Here is a 20,929-nt window from a genome sequence, read left to right as displayed (position 1 = left end):
GCCCCACGGCCGGTGCCCCGCCCCACGCCGACACGACGGGAGCCGGGGTCGGTCGGGCGGCCCCCGTCGTGTTGTTGGCCACCGGTTCAGAAGTCGTCCGGCTGATCACCGGTCAGAAGTCGTCCGGTGTCCTGACGCGGTCGCGGATCCAGACGCCCGCGGGCTTGAGGGGGGACGTGCCGGCCCACGGTCCGTTGCCGGCGCAGGTGCCCTGCTTGAAGACGGCGCCACTGCGGTGGTCGTCGGAGAAGTTCCAGTTGACCCAGCTGATCTTCTTGGCCGCCAGGAGATCGAGATAGCGCTGCGCCATGGCGAAGTCGTTCGCACCCTCGCCCGCGTAGTTCTGGGTGCCGAACTCGGTGACGAAGACGGGTATCCGGTCGGCGGCCCGGGAGAGGGTCTGGAGGTACTCGTCCCGGTGCGAGTACGCGTAGAAGTGGAAGGTGTACATGATGTTGGCCGCGTTCACCGGGTTGGCGACCACCTCGGACTCGTTCGCGCCCTCCGACACACCGAGCGAGGACCAGGCGCGGGTGCCGACCAGGATCGGCGTGTCCGGGTCCTTGGCCCTGATCACGGGGATGAGCTGCTCGGCGTAGCTCTTGATGCGGGACCAGCTCACGCCGCTGGGCTCGTTCGCGATCTCGTACAGCAGGTTGTTCTTGTCGCGGTGGCGCTGGGCGATCTCGGAGAAGAAGGTCTTGGCGCGGGCGAGGTTGTGGTGCGGGTCGCCCGGGTCGAGCATGTGCCAGTCGACGATGACGTACATGCCGCGGGCCGTGGCCTGCTCGATGGCCGCGTGGACCAGGTCGGTGAAGCGGCGCGGATCGGTCTCGTAGCCGTCCTCCTGGATGTACATGGAGACGCGCAGGACGTCCGCCTTCCAGTCGGTGGCGAGGGCGTTGAGCGAGCCGCTGGTGACGCACTGGCTGTACCACTGCAGACCGTGCGTGCTCATCCCTCGGAGCTGGAACGCTTTTCCTTGCTGGTTGCAGAGCTTGGTGCCGCAGACCTTGAGCTGTCCGTTGGAGGCGACAGGGCTCGCCGCCGCGGTCGGGGCCGTCGGGGCGGAGGGGGTCGTGGGTGTCCTGGATGTGGTGGGGGCGGACTGCGCGGTCGCGGGGGTGAGGACGAGGCCGAGGAGCAGCAGCGCGGCGACGAGCAGAACGGATCGTGCCGGTCTCATGGGGGACTCCTGCCAACTGGTAGGAAACTTTCCTAACAGAAAGGGAATTAGCAGTTGGTCCGGACCTTTGCAAGGGGCGCGGCAGCCCACATGTCACATCCGCACCGCGGCGGTCTCCAGGGGGAAGCGCGGGAGGACCTACCTGAAGGCGGCGAAACTTCGGATAAGCCGCGTCCTGGCCACGCGAGCCCGGCCCGTCACGGGAACGCGGGCGCACCCCCGCAGCCCGTTGCCGTCGGACAGACTGACGGCGTCGGGCGCCAGCAGGGCCTCCAGGGCGGCCACGTCCCCCGTCCGGGCCGCCGAGACGAAAGCGCCGAGCAGACGCCGGTGCTCGGCCGTGTCCACGCTTCCCCGCCGCTCCTCCGCCAGATGCCGGCGCGCCCGGCTCACGATCTTCCGGCTCCGCGGCGCGGGGCCTTGTCAGTTCGCGGGGGAGTCCAGGCCGTTCACCAGGCCGCGCAGGACAGGGCCGTACTCCGGGTGGGCCAGGGCGGAGGCCATCTGGGCGACCAGGTAGTCGGCCGGGTTGCCCGTGTCGTACCAGCGGCCCTTGATGACCTGCCCGTACACCGCGCGGGTCGCGGCGTAGGCGTTGATCGCGTCGGTCAGGTACACCTCGCCCGTCCGGTGCTCGTACCAGCGACGGGTCTGCTCGCGCAGTTCGTCGATGATGCCGGGGGTGACGACATAGCCGCCGATGGCCGCGTACGCCGAGGGCGCGGCGGCGGGCTCGGGCTTCTCCACCAGGCCGGTGATGCGCAGCTGGCCGTCGCCGAGATCCTCCTTGACTATGGGCACGCCGTAGCGCTGGGACTCGGTCGGGTCCATCGGCAGGAGTGCCAGCACCGGGCAGCCGGTCTGCTCGTAGGCGCGGATCAGCTGCTGGGCGCGGGGGACCTCGGCCACGAAGACGTCGTCGGGCCAGAGCACCAGCACCGGCTCGTCGCCGAAGGAGCGGGCGGCGTTCAGCACCGGGGTGCCGTTGCCGTACGGCCCGTACTGGTCGAGATAGGTGATGTGCCCCCGGCGGGCCAGCTCCGCGACCTCCTCGACCGCGTCCGCGTAGGCCGTCTTGCCATCCTCGCGGAGCTGCTCGACGAGGGCGGGGTTGGGCCGGAAGTGGTCCTGGATGAGGCTCTTCCCGCCGGAGACCACGATGGTGATGTCGGTGATGCCGGAGTCCACCAGCTCACGCACGGTGTGCTCGACGACCGGCTTGTCGCCGACCGGCAGCATCTCCTTCGGAATCGCCTTGGTGAGGGGCAGCAGACGGGAACCGAGGCCGGCGGCGGGGATCACAGCCCTGCGAATCGTCGGGGACATCACGTCTCTCCTGGTCGAGCGGCACACCGGACCGGTTGGCACGGCGACCTGGACACACACGGTCGCGCGGCCCCGCCGGAAAGCCTACCCAGGAGGGTGTCCACCCGTGCGTCGGGTCGGTGCGGCCCTCACCGCTGCCGCACGAGCCAGTCGGTGAAGCGGGTCTCCGCGATGTGCGCGTCCGGGCCGGGGACGAGGGTGTTCTCCCTCACCTGGGCGCCCGAGTACAGGGCGTTCGGGTCGGTGACGATCGTGCGGGGGTCGTTCGTGGCGGCGAGTGCCTCGCGGACGAGTGCGTCGAGCTGGACGGCTGGATCCCGACCGGGGCCAGACGCACGGTGTCGCCCTCGGTCGACATGTCGGCGATCGCCTTCACGAACTCGAAGAACTGCGTGGCGTGCACGATCGACCAGGGAATCCCCGACGCCTAGATCAGCTCCTCCTGGACCTGCTTGGCGTGGAAGTGGCCACTCTCCTGGAGGCGGTCCGTGCCGACCACGGAGAGCGCGACATGGTGGGTCACGCCGGCCTCGTTCTCGGCCTTGAGGAGGTTGGTCGTGGAGGTCCGGAAGAAGTCCATGACGGCGTCGTCCGCGAAGGAGGGGGAGTTCGAGACGTCGACCACCACCGACGCCCCCTCCAGGACCTCGGACAGGCCCTCGCCCGTCAGGGTGTTGCCGCCGGTGCCGGGCGCGGCCGCGACGGCCTCGTGCCCGTCGGCGGCGAGCCTGCTCACCAGGTTCGAGCCGATGAGCTCGGTTCCACCGATCGCTGGGCTTATTCGATTGCCGTCGGCTCGTTCGGCCCGGTAGGAAGCTCGCATGCTGAGAGGTGCCAAGGTCGGGCTGAGGGCTCGGCACGAGGAAGACATTCCGATTCTGGTGGCCGAGCTCTACAACGACGTGGTCAATGCCGCGCGGTCCGAGGGGCGGCCGTGGCGTCCGCTCGCCCCCGACTCGAAGGACGCGCGGCCCGTGGATGACGGCACGGCGCAGGACCGCGTCCCGTTCTCCGTCGTGGAGTCGGAGGGCGGGACGCTGCTCGGCACCGCGGCGCTCTGGGGCATCGACACCCACCACCGGACCGCGCACATCGGGCTGGGGCTGCTGCCGGCCGCCCGGGGCAAGGGCTACGGCACGGACGTGGTCGCGGTGCTGTGCCACTACGGTTTCGTCGTGCGCGGCCTGAACCGGCTGCAGATCGAGACGCTGTCGGACAACGCCGCGATGCTGGGCGCCGCCGAGCGCAACGGCTTCGTCCGCGAAGGCGTGCTGCGCTCCTCGGCCTGGGTGATGGGCGAGTTCCTGGACGAGGTGGTGCTCGGGCTCCTCGCCCAGGACTGGAAGCCGGACGCGACGGGCCAGGAGTCGCCCGGGCGCGGGGCCGGAGGTGTCGAGTCCGCGCGGAGGTGACCCGGTCTCACCCCTCGCTTCCCGGCCGGTGTCCGTCCGGGCCCGCCCGTCCGTGGTCGGCCGACGGCTCGATGGTGACGAGGACGGGGCCGGGCTCCCGGCGGGGCCGCCCGTCTCCCGCGGTGTGGTGCAGCAGGGGGCGGGCCACGGCGTGTGCCTTGACGATCGCCCGCTCGGACACCGGTCCCGCGTGCCGTCGACGTACCACCGCCGACCACAGCTCCAGCCAGCGGTCGAAGTGCTCGGCGCGCAACGGGCTCTCGGCATGCAGGTCGCGGTGCGCGCGCAGGGCGTTGCGGCGGTAGACGCCCGGCGAGAGCAGGGCGCTCTCCCAGAAGTCGGCCATCACGGGCAGGTGGACGGCCAGGTCCACACGGGCCACCTCCGTGAAGAGCCGGCCGATGAGGGGATCGCCGAGGACCTCGTCGTAGAACGCGCCCACCAGCCGCTCCACGTCCCTGCGGTCGCGGATGTCGGGAAGGTGTCGCGTCCCGCTCACTTGCCGAGCCAGAGGTCGGGGCCGAACACCTCGTAATGGAGGGCGGCGGGACGCAGCCCCTTGGCCAGCAACTCGCCCCGCACCGCCCGCATGAAGGGCAGCGGCCCGCAGAGGTAGGCGGTGGTGTCGGGGCCCGGGGCGAGGTGGTCGAGTGCGGCGAGGCCGGTGAAGACATGGGTGCCGGGGGAGCGGTGGGCGTCGCGCTCGTACCACAGGTGGAGGTCGGCACGGGGCAGACGGCTGACGAGGTCCGCCTGCTCGTCGCGGTGCACATGGTCGCGCGGGGAGCGGTCGGCGTGCACGACGGTGACGGGGCGCGAGGAGGAGGTGAGGGCGAGGTGGTCGAGCATCGACAGCATCGGGGTGATGCCGATGCCGGCGGAGGCGAGCAGGAGCGGGGTGTCGCCCTCCGGCAGGACGAGATCACCGGCGGGCACCGAGACGTCCAGGACGCCGCCCACCTCGGCGTGGGTGTGCAGCCAGGACGAGACCTCGCCGTCGGGCACGGTGCCGTCGGCGGCCCTCTCGCGCTTGACCGTGATGCGCCAGGTCTTGTGGTCGGGGGCCGTGGACAGGCTGTACTGGCGGATCTGGTGGGCGCCGTCGGGCAGCTCCACGCGGACACTGACGTATTGACCGGGGCGGAACGCGGGCGTAGGACGCCCGTCGGGCCGGCGCAGGACCAGGGACACGGCGTCGGCGGACTCCTGACGGCGCTCGGCCACCTCCATCGGCCGCCAGACCTCACCGTCCGGCACACCGGCCTCCGTGTAGAGGCGGGCCTCGATCGCGATGAGGGCGTTGGCCATCAGCCAGTAGACCTCGTCCCAGGCGGCACCGACCTCGGGGGTCACGGCGTCACCGAGGACTTCGACGACCGCCGCGAGCAGGTGGCGTCCCACCAAGGGGTACTGGTCCGCGGTGACACCGAGGGAGACGTGCTTGTGGGCGATGCGCGCGAGGACGGCGTCCGGGCGTTCGTCGGGCCGCTCGACCAGGAGGGTGGCGAAGGCCGCCACGGCACCGGCCAGGGCCTCGCGCTGGGCGCCGGATGCCTGGTTGGCGCGGTTGAACAGGTGCCGCAGCAGCTCCGGACGCTCCTCGAACAGCCGCCGGTAGAACACTTCCGTGATCGTGGTCAGCGAGGCTCCCACCACGGGAAGCGTCGCGCGTACGACGGGGGCCGACTGCGCGGAAAGCATCAGAGACACTCCTGTTGCCGAGGGTTGATTCGTTAATTGGTGCGGGAGACTCGTATTTTTGGCCGTGGTGGTCGGTGGCCGTGATGGGACGGCCGTGGTGGTCGCTCGACGGTCGCGATCCGGTACCACGTGGCGGTCAGCCCGGGGGAGCGCCGAGTGCCAGCAGCACCGGTCCCGTCGGTGACGTCACCAGATCGGCCACGGTCACGCCGTTCAGCGAGGAGTAGAAGGCGTCCTGCGCCTGTCGCAGGGCCCGCCGCAGCCGGCAGGCGCCCGAGAGGGGGCACGGGGCGTCGCCCTCGCACACCACGGCTTCCCGGTCGCCCTCCAACGTCCGGACCAGATCGCCCACTTGAGTGCTCCGGCCCGCGGCGGTGAGCGTCAGCCCGCCGTTGCGGCCGCGCCGCGCCTCGATCACGCCCAGGTGCTGCAACTGCGCGATGGCCTTCGCCATGTGCGTGTAGGGGACGTTCATGGAGTCGGAGATCTGGCGTGTGGTCAGCAACTCCTCGCCGTCCACCACGGCCAGGCGCATCACTGCCCGTAGTGCGAGATCCGTGTATCTGGTCAGCCTCACGGCGGCAGCCTAGCAATGTTGCATCAAAGATGCGTATTTATGGGCCCGGCGGGGAGGAGTGGCGTACGTCTCGTCGCTCGACTACGGCTCCAGGCGGCTCAGTTCCCCCATGGCTTCGCGCTCGATGCGTGCGAGATCGCCGAGAACGGTGCCCGCCTGCCGCAGGCACTCCTCCTCGCCCGACGTACCCGCCTTCCCGATCAGCGCCGCCACCTCCGTCCAGAGGCCGGCCGCCTCTGCGTACAGCGTGTGGCCCGCGCGTACCCGGTCGCTGTCGAGCAGTTCGGCGCACTCGGCGAGGAAGTCACGGTAGAGATTGCGGAACAGGGCGCCGCCGGTGCCGGCCTTCTCCATCAGGAGGGCGGCCTGCGGCAGATCCCGTCCTGGATCGTCGGTGCGGCGCGACCATGTCGGTACGAGCTTGCCGGCCTTCTCGATGCCCCGGTGCCCCAGGTTGGCGATGGGCGGGTGGAGGAAGGCGTCGGCGCAGGCGGTGATGGCCGGGACGATCCGGTCCGTCAGGGCGGGTGTGCCTCCTGCCGGCGCGGTGAGGGTGAACGAGCGGTGCCTGGCACTCATGGGACCCCGCGCGGCCCGGGCCTCGGCCAGGCTCGTCAGGCTGGTGGACACCGCTCCGCCCTGCTGGTCGGTGTCCACCAGGTGGGCGTCACGGTCGTCGTAGCCGTACAGGGCGACCACATGGCCGCCGAAGTGCACCTTCGAGGAGAAGTACTCCAAGTGGTAGCTGTCGAGCTGAAGTCCGACCGGTCGGCCCGCGTCGAGGGGAGCCTGCACGTTCTCCCAGGCCTTGCGGGGTGAGCCGGTCTCCTCGACCACCAGGTCCAGGCCGAGAGCGGCGGCCAGGTTCCTGGTGAGTTCGAACGGCTTGACCCGCCCGCCGAGGAACGGGAAGTCCATGTTCTTGCTGTCCCAGTAGATGAAGGACAGGCCGGAGCCGAGGCCGAAGAGCATGGGCTCGGACAGGTCGAGCCCCTGGTGCCGCAGCAGCACCCCCAGGGTCGTCGTCTCGCAGTGGTGCGTACCGCGAGCGTCGATGCCTTCCACTGTCGTCATGCGCACCATCTAACCGGTTCGCTACGTGCCGCGTCCTGACAGTCGCTTCACTTCGGATGCGGCGTCCCGGGCTTCCCGTTCGGCCCGGGAGACGGCGTCGGCGGCCTCCTCACGCTGTTTCTCCGCCGCACGCTGCTGCCGCTCCGCCCGCCGGAGGTCGTCCCGCGCCTGCCGCAAGCGCTGATCGGCGGCCCGGGCCGCCTCCCGCGCCCGGCCGAGGCGTTCTCGCTTCTCCTGAGCCAGCTTCTCCCGCTGCTGTCGAGCCAGCCTCTCTTGCTCCTGCCGGGCCAGCTTTTCGTGCTCCTGCCGAGGGAGCTTTTCTTCCTTCTGCTGAGCGAGTCGCTCCTGCTTCCGACGGCGCCGTTCGGCGACCTCGTCCTGCGTGCGCGTCGGTGTGGCTGGCCTCCGGGGGCGATCGGACCTCGCGGTCGTGGTGCTGGGAAAGTCCGACGGTGGGGTGAGGGCGCTCTCCAATCGGCCGGTCGCCCATCGGTCGGCCGCGTCCTGGTCGGCGAGGACGGCCCGCAGGGTGGCCTCGACCTCGCGCAGTACCGGGTCCGAGAGCCGGTGCCCGGCCTCGGCGGCGAGCTCGGCGGCCTGCCGGGACAGCGCGGCGACGACGCTCCTGCGCTGCTCGGACAGTTCCTTGACCCCGTCGGCGTCCAGGCTCCGGTAGGCGTCGCGCAGCGCCCGCCCGAGGTCCAGGAACGTCCGGCTCTCCTCCGGCCGGGAGCGCAGCAGCAGGTTCGCCGCCCAGGCCGCGAGCGACGGGCGTCGGGCGGCGCGGATCCGACGGGCGTCCGTCACGCGTCCGGCCGCTTTGGCCTCGGTCGCCAGGCTCTCGCGGCGCGAGACGAACGCGGGCGGTGGCGTGACGTAGAGCTCGTCGAGCGCCGATTCCACGGCACCGCCGCCACCGTCTGGTTCACCGTCGCGCCGCATGATCATCAGGTTCGCCCGGGCCGGGCCGCGGCGCACCTCGGGCCGTGCCCGAAGCCTCGGGCGGACCGGTTCAGATCGGTCGGCGGCTCCCCGCCCCTTGCCGGGACGTCTCGTCGTGGGCGGCGCCCGCACCCTGGCGCAGCCGTTGGGCCTCCCGGAAGAGCTGGTTGGTCCGGTCGGACAGGACGCCGCCGAGGAGCAGTTCGGGGGTGTAGAAGGACCGCGCGGCGGCGGCCACCTGCCGTGCGGTCAGGGCGATCTGGATGATGTCGGTGCGACGGATCTCGTCGATCGAGCTCGCCCAGACGACCCGCCGCACATCCGCCCACGCCAGCGCGCTCATACACATCGAGCAGGGCTCACCCGTCGTGTACAGGGTGGTCCCGGCCCAGCCCTGGTTGCCCTGCCGCCGTACGTAGTCGTTCATGGCGACCACCTCGCCGTGCAGCAGCGGGCTGTCCGCCCCCTCGTTGACCCCGCTCCCCAGCACCTCGCCGGTGCGGCTGTCGACGATCACCGCGCCGAACGGCCACTCGGGGTTGCGCCGGGCCTGCTCGATGGCCAGCCCCATGAATCGCTCGTGCTCGGTGCGGCCGCGGTTGCGGCTGTGCAGGTCGAAGGGTCGGGCGTGGCTCTCCTGGAGCACGGGCCGGGGGAGGGTGAGGGGTGCCGCGGCTCCCGCCACCACGACTCCGCACCTGCCGAGGAACTGCCGCCTGCCCGCATCCATACGTCTCTCCTCACGTCGTGTCGACGATTCCGGAGGGTATCGGTTCGAGTTCGCTGAGTAGTCGCATCCGCGCGTGACGCGACGGGCCGCGCCGGGACGTCAGGACATGCGGTCAGGTCATGCGTCAGTACGTGCCGTCAGGTCAGGCGTCAGTACGTGCCGTCACGACGTTCCGGCGGAATGGCGCCGGGGCCCAGGAAGCCCGTGGGGTGCAGGGGGCGTTCGGATTCGAGGCGCGGGAGGGTGCGGCGCGTCGCGCGGAGTACGAGGGGTGGGATCGCGGCCCGGGTCAGCTGGGTCAGGCGGAGCCAGCGGGGGATGTAGACGACGGTCCGGCGCTGCTCGACGGTGTGTGCCAGGCGGACGGCGACGGTCTCGACGGGCTGGACGCGTCCGGCGGGAGGCGGCATGTGGGCGCGGAGCTCCCGCATGGTCCTGTACTGGTTGGCGTCGCGGATCAGTTCGGTGTCGGTCCAGCCGAGGTAGGCGATGCCGACGGCCACGCCGTGGTGTGCCGTCTCGGCGCGCAGCGTGTGGGCGAACGCCTCGACACCGGACTTGGAGGCGCAGTACGCGCTCATCAGGGGTGCGGCGCCGATGGAGGCCAGGGAGGCGATCTGCAGGTGGTAGCCGGCCGTCCGGATCAGGTCAGGCAGGAACGCCCGGGCCGTCTGGGCGCTGCCGATCAGGTTGACGTCGATCACCCGGCGCCAGGTGGCGGGGTCCGACCGGGCGAAGGGGCCGCTCTCGGCGATCCCCGCGTTGGCCACGACGACCGAGGGCGGGCCGAGGCGACTGCGGACGGTCGTGGCGGCGTCGTCGAGAGCCGCGTCGTCGGTGACGTCGACCCGGAGGGCCAGCGTGGTGCCGGGGAGTGCGGCGGCGGTCGCCCGCAGCGCCGGTTCGTCGTGGTCGAGCAGGGCCAGGCGTGCGCCCCGCCGGGCGAGCTGGTGGGCGAGCGCCGCCCCGACGCCGCGGGCCGCTCCGGTCACCACGACGACGCGGTCCTCGAGTGGGCTGTCGTCCACGGCGGGCCCTCCTTCTCTCCGCCCTGCTTCTCTCCGCCCTGCGCGGGTCCGTTCCTCGTGCGGGGCGCCGGGTCCCCGCGCCATCCGGCTGCCGTACGGCCACGGATGCGTGCGGCGTCAGTGGCGGGGGCCGGGTTTTCGGCCGGTGCGGTCCCGGTGGGCGAGGGCGCGTTGGGCGCGGGTCAAGCCCGGCAGTCGGTGCCGGCGCAGTGCGGCGCGGGCGGCGTTGGCGCCGGGGGCGCCGTGGACCCCGCCGCCCGGGTGGGCGGAGGCGGAGGCGAGGTAGAGGCCGTCCACGGGGGTCTCGGGGCGGCCGGTGCCGGGGGAGGGGCGGAACACGAGCTGCTGGTGCAGGGCCGCGGTGCCGCCGTTGAGGGCGCCGCCGTACAGGTTGCGGTCGAGGGACTGGAGGGTGGGCGGGGCCAGCACGCGCCGCGCGCGGACACGGGAGCGGAAACCGGGGGCGAACCGCTCGACCTGGCGTTCGATGCGATCGGCCATCAGCTCCTGCTCGGCACGGTTCCACTTGCCGGTCAGACCCTCGTCGCCCGCGTCGGACTTGATGACGTGCGGCACGTGGGTGTAGGCCCAGGCGGCTTCGGTGCCCTGGGCCGAGCGGGAGGGGTCCGCCGTCGTCATCTGCCCGAACAGGGCGAAGGGGCGGTCGGGTACCTGGCCCATGGCGATCTGGGCGGCACAGCGGGTGAGTTCGTCGACCCCGTCGGCCAGGTGGACGGTGCCGGCGCCCGCCGCCGCCTCGGCCCGCCAGGGCACGGGCCCGTCACAGGCCCAGTCGACCTTGAACGTGGCGAAGTCCCACTGGAAGCGCCTGAGGTCGGCCAGCACCTGGGAGGGGAGGTGTTCCGGGCCGACGAGGTCGCCGTAGAGGGCCGGTGCGGACACGTCCGCGAGGACGGCGTTGCGGGCGGTCACCGTCTCGCCCTCGGCAGTGAGCACCCCGGCGGCCCGTCCGTCGCGTACCAGGACCCGGCTCACGCGCTGCCCGCAGCGGATGGTGCCGCCGCGCGCCCGCAGCCTGCTGACGAGGGCCGCCGTCAGGGCTCCGGCGCCGCCGGCCGGCACGGGGAAGCCGTACGTCTGTCCGAGCATGCACAGCAGCCAGCCGTAGCCGCCGCTGCCCGCGGCCTCCGGCGCGAGGTCGGCGTGCTGGGCGTTCCCGGCCAGCAGCAGTTTGCCGCCCTCCCCCCGGAACTCCTCGTCACCCATCCGGCGCACCGGTGTCGCCAGGGTGCGGGCCATCCGCAGACCCCCGGCAGCCCTCAGCCGGACGGCGAGGCGGGCCGTGGCGCGCAGCGGCGGGAAAGGGGTGAACAGCGCGTCCACGATGTCGGGGCCGAGGCGTTCCCAGGTCGCGTGCAGGCGCCTCCAGGCGTCCCCGTCGCCCGGGTGGAAGGCGTCGAGGGACGCGGCGGTGACGTCGATGTCGCGGGAGAGCACCGCGCACCTGTCGTCGCCGAGGGGGTGGGCGAGGACATGCGGGGCGTGGCTCCAGCGCAGACCGTGCTCGTGCAGACGCAGGCCTGCGAGGACCGGTGACGCGGCGGCGAGGGGATAGAAGGAGCTGAAGAGATCGTTGACGAAGTCGGGGTCGACCTCCCGGTCGTGGCGCACCGCGCCGCCGGGTTCGGGCTGTTCCTCCAGGACCTCGACGCTCCAGCCGGCGTCGGCCAGCAGATTGGCGGCCACCAGCCCGTTGGGACCGGCCCCGATGACGACGGCGTCAGCCATGGCCGCCGGCGGTGCGGTGCGCCGCCACCCCGCGCGGCTTCCTCGGTCGTTCCGCCTCCGCCTCCTCGGGGCTCTCCCGCTGGGGCGTGCCCTCGGCCTCGCACAGCCGGGCGAGCCGGGCGAGCATCGTGCGGTGCCGCAGTTGGATCAGCGCCTCCACACCCACGTTGTGCAGCTGTCCGCCCATGCCCTGCAAGGGGTGCTCGTCCGCGATCACCAGGCAGTACGGTCCCCAGGGCCGCAGCTCGACGGAGATCCGCGCCGTCCCCAGCACCCCTGCCCGAGCCTCCAGGCCCAGCTCGGAGCCCTCGTCGCAGTAGCGGACGACCGTCTCGTTGCTCAGCCGCCAGGGGCCGACCCGGATCTCGTAGGCGATGGCCGAGCCGACCTGCGGCCACTGTCCGCGCACCGGTTCGGAGGCCGAGGTGCCCACCACCCACTCCGCGTACCGGGTGCCGTCCGCGAGGACGTCCCACACGGTCTGCGGGCTCACTTTGATCAGCCGATGCCGTACCGCCATCCCACACCTCCAGGCCGTCCCGCCTCGGTCGACGCCCGAGTGCCCGGCCCGGGCCGAACCACACCAGGCACGCGCACCGCTCGGTCGCCGCGGAGCTACGACCGCCGTCCCGCGCGCTGTCTCTCGCGTCGTCCCACGGTGTTGCCCGATCGGATGCCGAGGTCTGCCCCTGAGGACCTCGTCGAACGGGGCGATGCCGGTGTAGCAAGGAATTTCACGCGTCGATCATGGGAGAGGGCTGTCAGTGCGGACACGCAGGAGCGACAAGGCAGGCGACGACCGGAAGGAGAACCGGGGCTCGGCCGTCACACCGGCGGCGTCACCCGCTCGGCGGCAACCGGATCTGTCGTCGCCCCAGGGACTGCTCGCTCTGCAGAACGCCACGGGCAACGCGGCGGTCGTCCAGTTGCTCCGCCGGGCGGGCCACTCCTGGGCCCAGGAGGAACACCGGCACGGCGCCGGCTGCGGGCACGGGAGTGCCGTCGAGCCCAACGTGCAGCGCTCGGCCGTCCATGACGTCCTGCGCGCGCCCGGCCAACCCCTCGACGAGGCCACCCGCACGGACATGGAGGCGCGGCTCGGCGCCGACTTCTCGGACGTCCGCATCCACGACGACAGCGCGGCGAGAGCGTCCGCCGCCGAGGTCGGCGCCCGCGCCTACACCTCAGGCAGCCATGTGGTCATCGGTGACGGCGGAGCCGACAAGCACACGCTGGCCCATGAACTCACCCATGTCATCCAGCAGCGCCAGGGGCCGGTCGCCGGCACCGACAACGGCGGCGGGCTGAAGGTCTCCGACCCGTCCGACCGGTTCGAGCAGGCCGCCGAGGCCAACGCGCGCCGGGTGATGTCCGGCCCCGCCCGGCCCGAGGTGCAGCGGGCGGCCGACCCTGGGCGGGTCGCGGTGGACTCCGTGCGTGACCCGCGTCCGGCGCAGGCGGTGCAGCGGACCCTCGGCGATCCTCAGGAAATGCTCCAGGAGAAATACTGGAAGGACAAGATGACGGCTGCGGGCCATTCCCTTCTTCCGCCCAAGACGAAGAAGAAGAAGGCAGGGCCGGCACCGAAGCGGAAACTGGAGGACATTCTCCACACCGTCGGACCCCAGCTTCTGGAGGAACTGGCCGCCCTGGGCGACAAGGGCAAGGGCCGGCTGAAGCTCTACCGGACCATGTTCGCGAGCGAGGCCGTCGCGATCATGGAATGGAAGGGAAAGGCCGCGGCCACGGAGCAGTGGCTGACGACCGAGAGCAAGGACGGTACCGGGATCGCGAAGCGTTTCCGCGAAGCGGTCGCGGACGGCAGCGGCGACGTCGGAGTCATGCCCGTCAGCAACCACCTGGGTGACGCCGGTCAGGCCGCCGAGTACTTCCATGACGAGGACAAGCAGGTCATGGTCGAATTCACGCTCAAGGAGGGCGCGCACGAACGCCTCTTCTCTCCGGACTACATGGCGATATCCGGTGAGAAGGGAACCCCTTATCACATCAGGAAGACCCGCGAGGAGGAGACGGGAAGCACCTTCCCGACCGCCGCGGGCGGAGAGGGAAAACTCCCCGGATTCATCGGACTCAAGCCCGAGGCCAAGGAGCCGTTCAGCCTCTCCCTCGGGGACAGTGACATCACCCGCCTGCTCTTCCAGCTGTTCGTCGAGGACATCAGGCCGGTGAAGGGCGAGAAGAACGTGTAGCCATGAGTGACATGTCCGTGGGGGAGGAAGCCGCCGAGATCCGCCGTTTCTGGGCGGCGCTCGCCCTGCCCGGACTCGTCGACGTCCACACGCACTTCATGCCCGAGCGTGTCCTGCGCAAGGTGTGGGAGTACTTCGACGGGCTCGGACCGCTGACCGGTGGCATGGAGTGGCCGATCACCTACCGCCACGAGGAGGCCGAACGGGCCGCCCTGCTGCGGGAGTTCGGTGTGCGGGCCTTCACCGCGATGCTGTACCCGCACAAGCCGGGCATGGCCCGGTGGCTGAACGGCTGGGCGGCCGACTTCGCCGGCCGCACCCCCGACTGTCTGCACACGGCGACCCTCTATCCGGAACCGGGCGTCGAGGCGTACGTCCAGGAGGCCGTCGAGGCGGGAGCGCGCGTTCTCAAGGCGCATGTGCAGGTGGGGGCGTACGACCCCACCGACGAACTCCTCGATCCGGCCTGGGGGCTGCTGGCCGAGGCCGGGGTTCCCGTGGTGATCCACTGCGGTTCCGGGCCCGCCCCGGGCAAACACACCGGCCCCGAGCCGATCGCCCGGGTGCTGGCGCGGCACCCCAGGCTGCGGCTGGTCGTCGCCCATATGGGGATGCCCGAGTACGAGGAGTTCTTCGGCCTCGCCGAACGGTACGGGGAGGTGCGGCTGGACACCACGATGGCGTTCACCGACTTCAGTGAGGGGTTCATGCCGTTCCCCCGCAGGGCCCTGCCCCGGCTGGCGGCCCTCGGTGACCGTGTGCTGTTCGGCTCCGACTTCCCCAACCTCCCCTATCCGTACGTGCACCAGCTCCACGCCCTGGAACGGCTGGGCCTCGGCGAGGAGTGGCTGCGGGCGGTGTGCCACGACAACGCGGCGGAGCTGTTCGCACTGTAGAGGCGCCGGGCGGCGTGTCGGTCGGCCACTTGATAGGCAAGTGGAGACTTGCCTATGCTGGGGGCGTGGCCGACGACCTGTTCAAAGCCCTGGCCGACCCCACGCGCCGGATCATTCTCGACGAGCTCACCGAGAAGTCCGGGCAGACACTGTTCGAGATCTGTTCCCGACTGAGCATGAAGCACCGGCTCGGGATCTCGCGTCAGGCGGTCTCCCAGCACCTCGCCGTGCTGGAGTCCGCGGGGCTCGTCGCGACCAGACGGGAGGGCCGCTACAAGTTCCACGACCTCGACACGGCCCCACTGCGGCGGATAACCGAGCGGTGGCCCGTGACCGACACCCCCGGACAGCGGCAGGAGAACACCCCATGAAGATCCATCTGACCAGCGTCTTCGTCGACGACCAGGCGAAGGCCGAGCACTTCTACACCGAGATCCTGGGCTTCGTGAAGAAGCACGACGTCCCGGTGGGCGAGAAGGACCGCTGGCTGACCGTCGTCTCACCCGACGAGCCCCACGGCACCGAACTCCTCCTGGAACCCGCCGGTCATCCGGCCGCCAGGACCTACCGGGACGCCCTCGTCGAGGACGGCATCCCGCTCGCCCAGTTCGCCGTCGACGACGTGCGCGCGGAGTACGAGCGGTTGCACGGCCTCGGCGTGCGCTTCGTCCAGGAGCCCGTGGAGATGGGCCCCGTCACCACCGCCGTCTTCGACGACACCTGCGGCAACCTGATCCAGATCGCGACGCAGCCGAAGTAGAGCGTCCCTTCATCGCCTGGGCGGGGCGGGCGAGCTTTCGTGGCCGGATGCCGGTGCGGCACCCTCCCGGCGTCGACCGCCCCGCCTAGGCGATGACCGGCCTCAGGCGGGCGAACCGGTCGCGGTGCCCCCCGACTTGGTGACGTGGTACGTCGCCTTCGCGCCGCTCCAGAAGTGGAAGGTGAGCGTCACTCGGGAGTTCTCCCGCAGGGAGGTGAAGAACTCGGCGGTCAGCTTGATCGCGTCGTCGGTGTAGGCCGAGAACGCGGTGTCCCACTGCTGGTACGAGGTCCAGTTCGCCGGGCCCGCGTTGCTCCCGTCGTCGTACCGGGCCTCCATGGTGGCGAGCCGGTCGCCTCGGAACCGGGTCGGGATCGCCAGGCCGGTGGTGCTCCCGGAGGCGGCCGAGAGCACCGGGCTGTCGGCGGTGATCACGTCGATCCGCCAGGGCACGCCCCGGGAGAACCGTGCCTCCAGCGTCGCGTTGACCCCGTACGCCCGGTCACCGGCCAGCTCGGTCAGCGCGGTGGCCGTCAGGGTGAGCCGGTTGCCGGAGAGCGTGTAGTCCCTGCCCTGGAGGAGGTTGCGGGAGCCGTGCCGCAGCCCCTGGAAGTCGGTGCCGTTCGGGTTGAGGGTGAGTTCCTCGGCGGTGATGGCACTCGATCGCGGCAGGAACACCTCGTCGCTGGAGGCGGTCCCGGAACGGGTGCTCCAGCTCGACTTGATCTGCCCGAACAGCTCCGCGTCGCGCCACTGGAGGGTGTTGCGGTTCAGGAACTGACCGGCGTCCCACAGCATGGTGGTGAAGTTCTTACGGCGGGCGTAGTCGCCCAGGAACTCGAAGTACTTGCGCTGCTCTCCCCGTTGGATGATGCCGGGCCGGTTGTGGTCGTAGGCCAGCAGGGCGTACTCGCCGATGACGACGGGGATGCCGCGCGCGGTGAACGCTGCGTGCACACGGTCGAAGGTGGCGGTCAGATCCTGCTCCGAGGTCGCGTCGAACCGGGTGTACCCGGCGATGTTCACACTGAACGGCCACCAGCCGTAGAAGTGGACCGTCGTGGCCACCATGGGGTCGCGCAGCTCCGCCAGCTCGGCGGCCAGCGCGTCGAGGCGGCCCTGGTCGGCGTTGGTGTACAGGGTCGGCAGCACGAGCAGCCGGTTCGCGTTGCCGCCGCCGGAGTCGCGGACGATGCGGTGGAAGACCCTGTTGAGCTCGGCCAGCAGCCGGTAGTTCTCGTCGTCGCCGGAGGTGCCGGTGAACGTGGGCTCGTTGATGCTCTCCAGCGCCAGCCGGGGCGACCTGTCGCGGAACTCCGCCGCTATCTGCGTCCAGGTCGCGCGGTAGCGGGCGAGGACGGTGTCGTGGTCCGTGGGGAGGGTGTTGACCCACATCCAGGAGTCGTGGTGCATGTTCAGCAGGACGTAGAGGTTCTCGTCCAGGGCCAGGTCGACGACCTGGCGCACCTTCGCCATCCAGGCCGCGTCGATCGTGTAGTCGGGGGCGCCGCCCTGGTGGATGCCCCAGGTGACGGGCAGGCGGATGCTCTTGAAGCCCTGTGACCTGACCTTCTGGAAGAGGGCCCGGGTCACCGGGGGGTTGCCCCAGGACGTCTCGTCGGGGATGGCGTCGTAGGTGTTGCCCAGGTTCCACCCGGGCTGCATGGCCGCCACCGCGCTGCGGGCGGCCGGGGAGCTGGCCGGGGGGACGGGGGGATCGGCGGCCCGTGCGGTGGCCGGCATCAGCGGGAGCAGGACGAGCGCCAGCAGCAACGCCGTCAGTCCGCTTGCGAGTCGTCCGCTTGCGAGTCTTCTCGTCATCACGTGCACCTTCTGAAGTGGGGGTGTGCGACGCGTGGGATCGGCCCGGAGGCCGGGAGATGCGAACTCGGAGAGAAGGAAACTTTCTCTCTCAGCGGCGGAGAAATTAACATGACGACGCCTCGGAGGCCACAGTCGCGGCGACCCGAGATGCCAGAATGAAGCGGGACAACCAGCAGACGGGCGGGCGATCTTGGCGGACTACACGGCCGACGGGCCGGTGGACGGCGTCGACGGCGACGAGGGACGGGTCGACACGTCCCGGCCGGTCACGATCGCGTTCATCGCCGAGTCGGCGGGGGTGTCGGTCCCCACCGTCTCCAAGGTGATCAACGGCAGGTCCGGCGTCTCCGCGGACACCCGCGCCCGCGTCGAGGAACTGGTCGAGCGCTACGGCTACCGCAAGCCGACCGGCGCGCAGCGCAACAACGTCGTGGAGCTGGTGTTCCGCGAGCTGGAGCACCTGTGGGCGGCCGAGATCATCCGGGGGGTCAAGCGGGTCGCCCGCCGCCACCGCGTCGGTGTCATGGTCTCCGAGTTCGGACTGCACGACTCGGACCCGCTCACCTGGGACGACACCGTCGCCCGGCGGCCGAACTGCGTCCTGTCCGTGGCCCAGCTGTCCGAGGCCGAGCGGGAGCAACTCAGGGCGAAGGGCATCCCGTTCGTCGTCTTCGACCCGGCGACGGAACTGCCCGACGACGTCCCGTTCGTGGGCGCCACCAACTGGTCCGGCGGCCGGGCCGCGACCCGCCACCTCACCGAACTCGGCCACCGCCGCGTCGCCATGATCGCCGGCCCGCGTGACCAGCTGTACTGCTGCGCCCGCCTGGACGGATACCGCTCCGCGATGGGGGCCGCCGGTCTGCCGGTCGACCCGGAACTCGTCGTGTACGCGCCCCTCACCGCCGAGGACGGACAGCGGGCGGCACGCTCCCTGCTGGCCCTGCCCGACCGTCCGACGGCGATCTTCACCACCAACGACCTCCAGGCGCTCGGCGTCTACCAGGCGGCACGCGAGGCGGGACTGCGGATCCCCGACGACCTGAGCGTCGTCGGATTCGACGACCTGCCGGTCGTGGCCTGGGTCGACCCGCCCCTGACGACCGTTCACCAGCCGCTGACCGAGATGGCCGCGGCCGCGACCGAACTGGCGCTCACGCTCGGCCGGGGCGAGGCGGCCCCCCAGGCCGGGCTGGAGATCGCGACGACTCTGACGGTCCGGGCCAGCACCGCGCCGCCCCCGGAAGCCGACCGGCGAGGCCATTGACCGCCGCGAAGGCCCTCACTAGCCTGATCGGGAAACTTTCCAAAGAAGCAGAGAAACTTTCGTGACTGCGAAAGGACCCCTGAGGGTGACCAGCGTGTCCGAGACGGACCCCACCGTCAGCAATCCGGTGATCCCCGGCTTCTACCCCGACCCCTCCGTCTGCCGCGCGGGCGACGACTACTACCTCGCCTGCTCCAGCTTCGAGTACTTCCCGGGCGTCCCCCTCTTCCACAGCCGGGACCTGGTGCACTGGACCCAGATCGGCAACGCCCTCGACCGCCCGAGCCAACTGCGGCTCCCGCCGGACACGGCCTCCTCGGGCGGGATCTACGCGCCCACCCTGCGCCACCACGACGGCCGCTTCTGGCTGATCGTCACCAACGTCAGCGGCGACGGCAATCTGCTGTTCACCGCCACCGACCCGGCCGGCCCCTGGTCCGACCCGGTCCGGCTGCCCGGGGTGCACGGCATCGACCCCGACCTCGCCTGGGACGACGACGGCACCTGCTGGTGCACCACTGCCGGAGTCGGGCAGATCGGCCTCGATCCCCACACCGGGGAGACGTCCGGCACCCGCCGGCAACTGTGGTCCGGGGCACCCGGTGCCAAGGCCCCCGAAGCACCGCACCTCTACCACATCGGCGACCACTGGTATCTCCTCATCGCCGAAGGCGGCACCGAGCGGGGCCACGGCGTCTCGATCGCCCGCGGCAGCAGCCCCACCGGCCCGTTCGAGCCCTGCCCGGCCAACCCGATCCTCAGCCACCGCGGCACCGACCACCCCATCCAGAACACCGGCCACGCCGACCTCGTGCAGGGACCGGACGGTTCGTGGTGGATGGTGCTGCTGGGCGTACGGCCCGGCGGCGGCACCCCCGGTTGGCACGTACTCGGCCGGGAGACCTACCTGGTACCCGTCGAATGGGTCGACGGCTGGCCCGTCGTCGGTGAACTGTCGACCACCATGCCCGCACCGCCCTGGCCCCTCACCCCACCCGCCGCGGCGCCGGAGATCCGGGACGACTTCGACGCCGCCGAACTGGCGCCGCACTGGATCTCGCTGCGCCGCCGCCCCCCGGAGGACTGCACCACCAAGGAACGGCCCGGTTCACTGACCCTGCGGGCCCGGGGCGGGTCCCTCGACGACGCCGACGTGACGTTCGTGGGACGACGCCAGCAGCACCCCTCGTGCCGGGTGCGCACCCTGGTCGACGTGACGGAGGAGCAGGGGCAGGGCGGCCTCGCCGTACGCCTCGACGAAGGGCACCACTACGCGGTCGAGACGAGCGACGGACAGGTGCGGGTCCGCGCCCGCATCGGCCCGTTGAGCACGGTCGTGGCATCCCGGCCCGTACCCCCCGGGCCCGTGGTGCTCCGCGCCGAGACGGTCCCCACGCCGGTCACCGACGCGCGGACCGGCCCCGACCACGTCTCGCTCGGCTACGAGGAACCGGACGGCACCTACGTCGAACTCGCCTCGCTGGACGGGCGGTACCTGTCCACGGAGGTCGCCGGAGGCTTCACCGGCCGGGTGTTCGGCATGTTCGCCTCCGCGGCCTCCGTCCACTTCGACTGGTTCGACTACGAGCCGCTGGACAGCTGAAGCGACCGCTGCTCCCGACGCCGCCGTTGCAGGTCCGGGTCGGGCACGGGTGCGGCCGCCACCAGATGGCGGGTGTACTCGTGCCGGGGCCGGTCGCACACGTCGACGCTGTTTCCCTCCTCCACGATGCGCCCGTGCTGCAGGACCAGCGTGCGGTCCGCGAACTCCTTGACGACGGCGAGGTCGTGCGTGATGAACAGATACGCACAGCCGAGCGTGGACTGCAGCTCGGAGATAGGGAGACGACCACCTTTCGTTCGCCCATGGGCATGTCCCAAACAGGCAAGCCGCGATGTCTGGCAGGAGAAAGACTGTTCTGGGCTTTCGAGGTTCACTGTCGGCCACCCACGACACAAGGGAGCCGAGCATGCCGGAGGAAGCCAGGTCCGAGTTCTGGAAGGGGCTGAAGCCGATCCAGAACTCGTTCAAGCCGGACGCGCTGCCGGAGGTGTACCTGTCCCAGGTGGCCACCGACGAAGACCGCTACTACGCGCCGCTGAGCCAGACCGTCGGATCACGACCCCTGTGGATCAACGTCAAGGACAACTCCTGGGCCGACATCCTGCGCGCCAAGGAGGCCGGACTCGTCAACCGGCACTACCACCCGCACGAGGTGTTCGCCTACACGATCTCCGGCAAGTGGG

The 20,929-nt window shown here is 71.1% G+C and carries 20 protein-coding genes and 3 pseudogenes; 8 read left to right on the top strand and 15 right to left on the bottom strand.

Annotated elements, in window-relative coordinates:
- Window positions 1-112 precede the first annotated feature (112 nt).
- From PUR53_RS14275 to PUR53_RS14260, 4 genes and pseudogenes are all read right to left on the bottom strand, one after another.
- A complete protein-coding gene (locus PUR53_RS14275) occupies window positions 113-1,186 on the bottom strand; it encodes a glycoside hydrolase family 5 protein (RefSeq protein WP_329908479.1) in 1,074 nt (357 codons plus the stop codon).
- A gap of 177 nt (window positions 1,187-1,363) precedes the next feature.
- Window positions 1,364-1,588, bottom strand: a pseudogene (locus PUR53_RS14270) (RNA polymerase subunit sigma-24); the annotation flags it as partial.
- 21 nt (window positions 1,589-1,609) lie between these two features.
- Window positions 1,610-2,512 (bottom strand): UTP--glucose-1-phosphate uridylyltransferase, encoded by a 903-nt coding sequence (locus tag PUR53_RS14265; protein WP_329900852.1) that lies wholly within the window; start codon window positions 2,510-2,512, stop codon window positions 1,610-1,612.
- A 128-nt stretch (window positions 2,513-2,640) separates the two neighbouring features.
- Window positions 2,641-3,335 (bottom strand): annotated as a pseudogene (locus PUR53_RS14260) (SDR family oxidoreductase).
- Here PUR53_RS14260 and PUR53_RS14255 point away from each other — a divergent pair.
- The gene (locus PUR53_RS14255) at window positions 3,334-3,924 is read left to right on the top strand and encodes a GNAT family N-acetyltransferase (RefSeq protein ID WP_329900851.1); all 591 of its coding nucleotides are present in this window, start codon (window positions 3,334-3,336) and stop codon (window positions 3,922-3,924) included. The pseudogene PUR53_RS14260 and the gene PUR53_RS14255 sit on opposite strands and share 2 nt — an antisense overlap.
- Before the next feature lie 7 nt (window positions 3,925-3,931).
- Here the strand turns inward: PUR53_RS14255 and PUR53_RS14250 are convergent, their stop codons facing one another.
- The 9 genes from PUR53_RS14250 to PUR53_RS14210 form a co-directional block, all read right to left on the bottom strand.
- The gene (locus PUR53_RS14250) at window positions 3,932-4,423 is read right to left on the bottom strand and encodes a group III truncated hemoglobin (protein ID WP_329908478.1); all 492 of its coding nucleotides are present in this window, start codon (window positions 4,421-4,423) and stop codon (window positions 3,932-3,934) included.
- Complete coding sequence (locus PUR53_RS14245) at window positions 4,420-5,625, bottom strand: globin domain-containing protein (RefSeq protein WP_329908477.1); 1,206 nt, start codon at window positions 5,623-5,625, stop codon at window positions 4,420-4,422. Before PUR53_RS14245 ends, PUR53_RS14250 begins: the two co-directional genes overlap by 4 nt.
- A gap of 136 nt (window positions 5,626-5,761) precedes the next feature.
- Entirely contained in the window at window positions 5,762-6,202 is a 441-nt protein-coding gene (locus tag PUR53_RS14240; protein ID WP_329900848.1) for an RrF2 family transcriptional regulator, read from the bottom strand.
- A gap of 81 nt (window positions 6,203-6,283) precedes the next feature.
- Window positions 6,284-7,276: a BtrH N-terminal domain-containing protein gene (locus PUR53_RS14235; RefSeq protein ID WP_329900847.1), complete on the bottom strand. Its 993-nt coding sequence runs from the start codon at window positions 7,274-7,276 to the stop codon at window positions 6,284-6,286.
- A 21-nt stretch (window positions 7,277-7,297) separates the two neighbouring features.
- The gene (locus tag PUR53_RS14230) at window positions 7,298-8,218 is read right to left on the bottom strand and encodes a hypothetical protein (protein WP_329908476.1); all 921 of its coding nucleotides are present in this window, start codon (window positions 8,216-8,218) and stop codon (window positions 7,298-7,300) included.
- Window positions 8,219-8,288: 70 nt separating this feature from the next.
- The gene (locus PUR53_RS14225; protein ID WP_329908475.1) at window positions 8,289-8,948 is read right to left on the bottom strand and encodes a nucleoside deaminase; all 660 of its coding nucleotides are present in this window, start codon (window positions 8,946-8,948) and stop codon (window positions 8,289-8,291) included.
- Between the two features lie 149 nt (window positions 8,949-9,097).
- Complete coding sequence (locus PUR53_RS14220; RefSeq protein ID WP_329900844.1) at window positions 9,098-9,976, bottom strand: SDR family oxidoreductase; 879 nt, start codon at window positions 9,974-9,976, stop codon at window positions 9,098-9,100.
- A gap of 117 nt (window positions 9,977-10,093) precedes the next feature.
- Complete coding sequence (locus PUR53_RS14215; protein ID WP_329900843.1) at window positions 10,094-11,725, bottom strand: phytoene desaturase family protein; 1,632 nt, start codon at window positions 11,723-11,725, stop codon at window positions 10,094-10,096.
- Window positions 11,718-12,245, bottom strand: a complete 528-nt coding sequence (locus PUR53_RS14210; RefSeq protein ID WP_329900842.1) for an SRPBCC family protein — start codon at window positions 12,243-12,245, stop codon at window positions 11,718-11,720. The genes PUR53_RS14215 and PUR53_RS14210 overlap by 8 nt, the downstream gene beginning before the upstream one ends.
- A 244-nt stretch (window positions 12,246-12,489) precedes the next feature.
- Here PUR53_RS14210 and PUR53_RS14205 point away from each other — a divergent pair, with 244 nt between their 5' ends.
- The 4 genes from PUR53_RS14205 to PUR53_RS14190 all read left to right on the top strand — a co-directional run bounded on the left by PUR53_RS14205 (window position 12,490) and on the right by PUR53_RS14190 (window position 15,591).
- Window positions 12,490-13,935 (top strand): eCIS core domain-containing protein, encoded by a 1,446-nt coding sequence (locus PUR53_RS14205; protein WP_329900841.1) that lies wholly within the window; start codon window positions 12,490-12,492, stop codon window positions 13,933-13,935.
- Between the two features lie 2 nt (window positions 13,936-13,937).
- Window positions 13,938-14,831: an amidohydrolase family protein gene (locus tag PUR53_RS14200; protein WP_329908474.1), complete on the top strand. Its 894-nt coding sequence runs from the start codon at window positions 13,938-13,940 to the stop codon at window positions 14,829-14,831.
- Between the two features lie 65 nt (window positions 14,832-14,896).
- Window positions 14,897-15,202: an ArsR/SmtB family transcription factor gene (locus PUR53_RS14195; RefSeq protein ID WP_329900839.1), complete on the top strand. Its 306-nt coding sequence runs from the start codon at window positions 14,897-14,899 to the stop codon at window positions 15,200-15,202.
- Window positions 15,199-15,591, top strand: coding sequence for a VOC family protein (locus PUR53_RS14190; protein WP_329900838.1), 393 nt, complete (start codon window positions 15,199-15,201; stop codon window positions 15,589-15,591). The genes PUR53_RS14195 and PUR53_RS14190 overlap by 4 nt, the downstream gene beginning before the upstream one ends.
- A gap of 102 nt (window positions 15,592-15,693) precedes the next feature.
- Here PUR53_RS14190 and PUR53_RS14185 read toward each other — a convergent pair whose 3' ends face one another.
- The gene (locus PUR53_RS14185) at window positions 15,694-17,412 is read right to left on the bottom strand and encodes a cellulase family glycosylhydrolase (protein ID WP_329908473.1); all 1,719 of its coding nucleotides are present in this window, start codon (window positions 17,410-17,412) and stop codon (window positions 15,694-15,696) included.
- A gap of 193 nt (window positions 17,413-17,605) precedes the next feature.
- On the opposite strand from PUR53_RS14185, the gene PUR53_RS14180 reads away from it, so the two are divergent.
- Together PUR53_RS14180 and PUR53_RS14175 are read left to right on the top strand one after the other, a co-directional pair.
- Window positions 17,606-18,682: a LacI family DNA-binding transcriptional regulator gene (locus tag PUR53_RS14180; RefSeq protein ID WP_443080303.1), complete on the top strand. Its 1,077-nt coding sequence runs from the start codon at window positions 17,606-17,608 to the stop codon at window positions 18,680-18,682.
- Window positions 18,683-18,761: 79 nt separating this feature from the next.
- A complete protein-coding gene (locus PUR53_RS14175; protein ID WP_329908578.1) occupies window positions 18,762-20,285 on the top strand; it encodes a glycoside hydrolase family 43 protein in 1,524 nt (507 codons plus the stop codon).
- On the opposite strand, the gene PUR53_RS14170 is transcribed toward PUR53_RS14175, so the two are convergent.
- The gene (locus PUR53_RS14170) at window positions 20,264-20,563 is read right to left on the bottom strand and encodes an ABC transporter ATP-binding protein (RefSeq protein ID WP_329908472.1); all 300 of its coding nucleotides are present in this window, start codon (window positions 20,561-20,563) and stop codon (window positions 20,264-20,266) included. The two genes, PUR53_RS14175 and PUR53_RS14170, sit on opposite strands and share 22 nt — an antisense overlap.
- 89 nt (window positions 20,564-20,652) lie before the next feature.
- Here PUR53_RS14170 and PUR53_RS14165 point away from each other — a divergent pair.
- Window positions 20,653-20,929 (top strand): annotated as a pseudogene (locus tag PUR53_RS14165) (2,4-dihydroxyacetophenone dioxygenase); the annotation flags it as partial.

This window comes from Streptomyces sp. SP18BB07, from assembly GCF_036322545.1.
In the GTDB taxonomy this organism is placed as follows: Bacteria; Actinomycetota; Actinomycetes; order Streptomycetales; family Streptomycetaceae; genus Streptomyces; species Streptomyces deccanensis.
The sequence above is the reverse complement of the archived record's forward strand: the minus strand, read 5'-3'. Positions and strand labels throughout refer to the sequence as shown.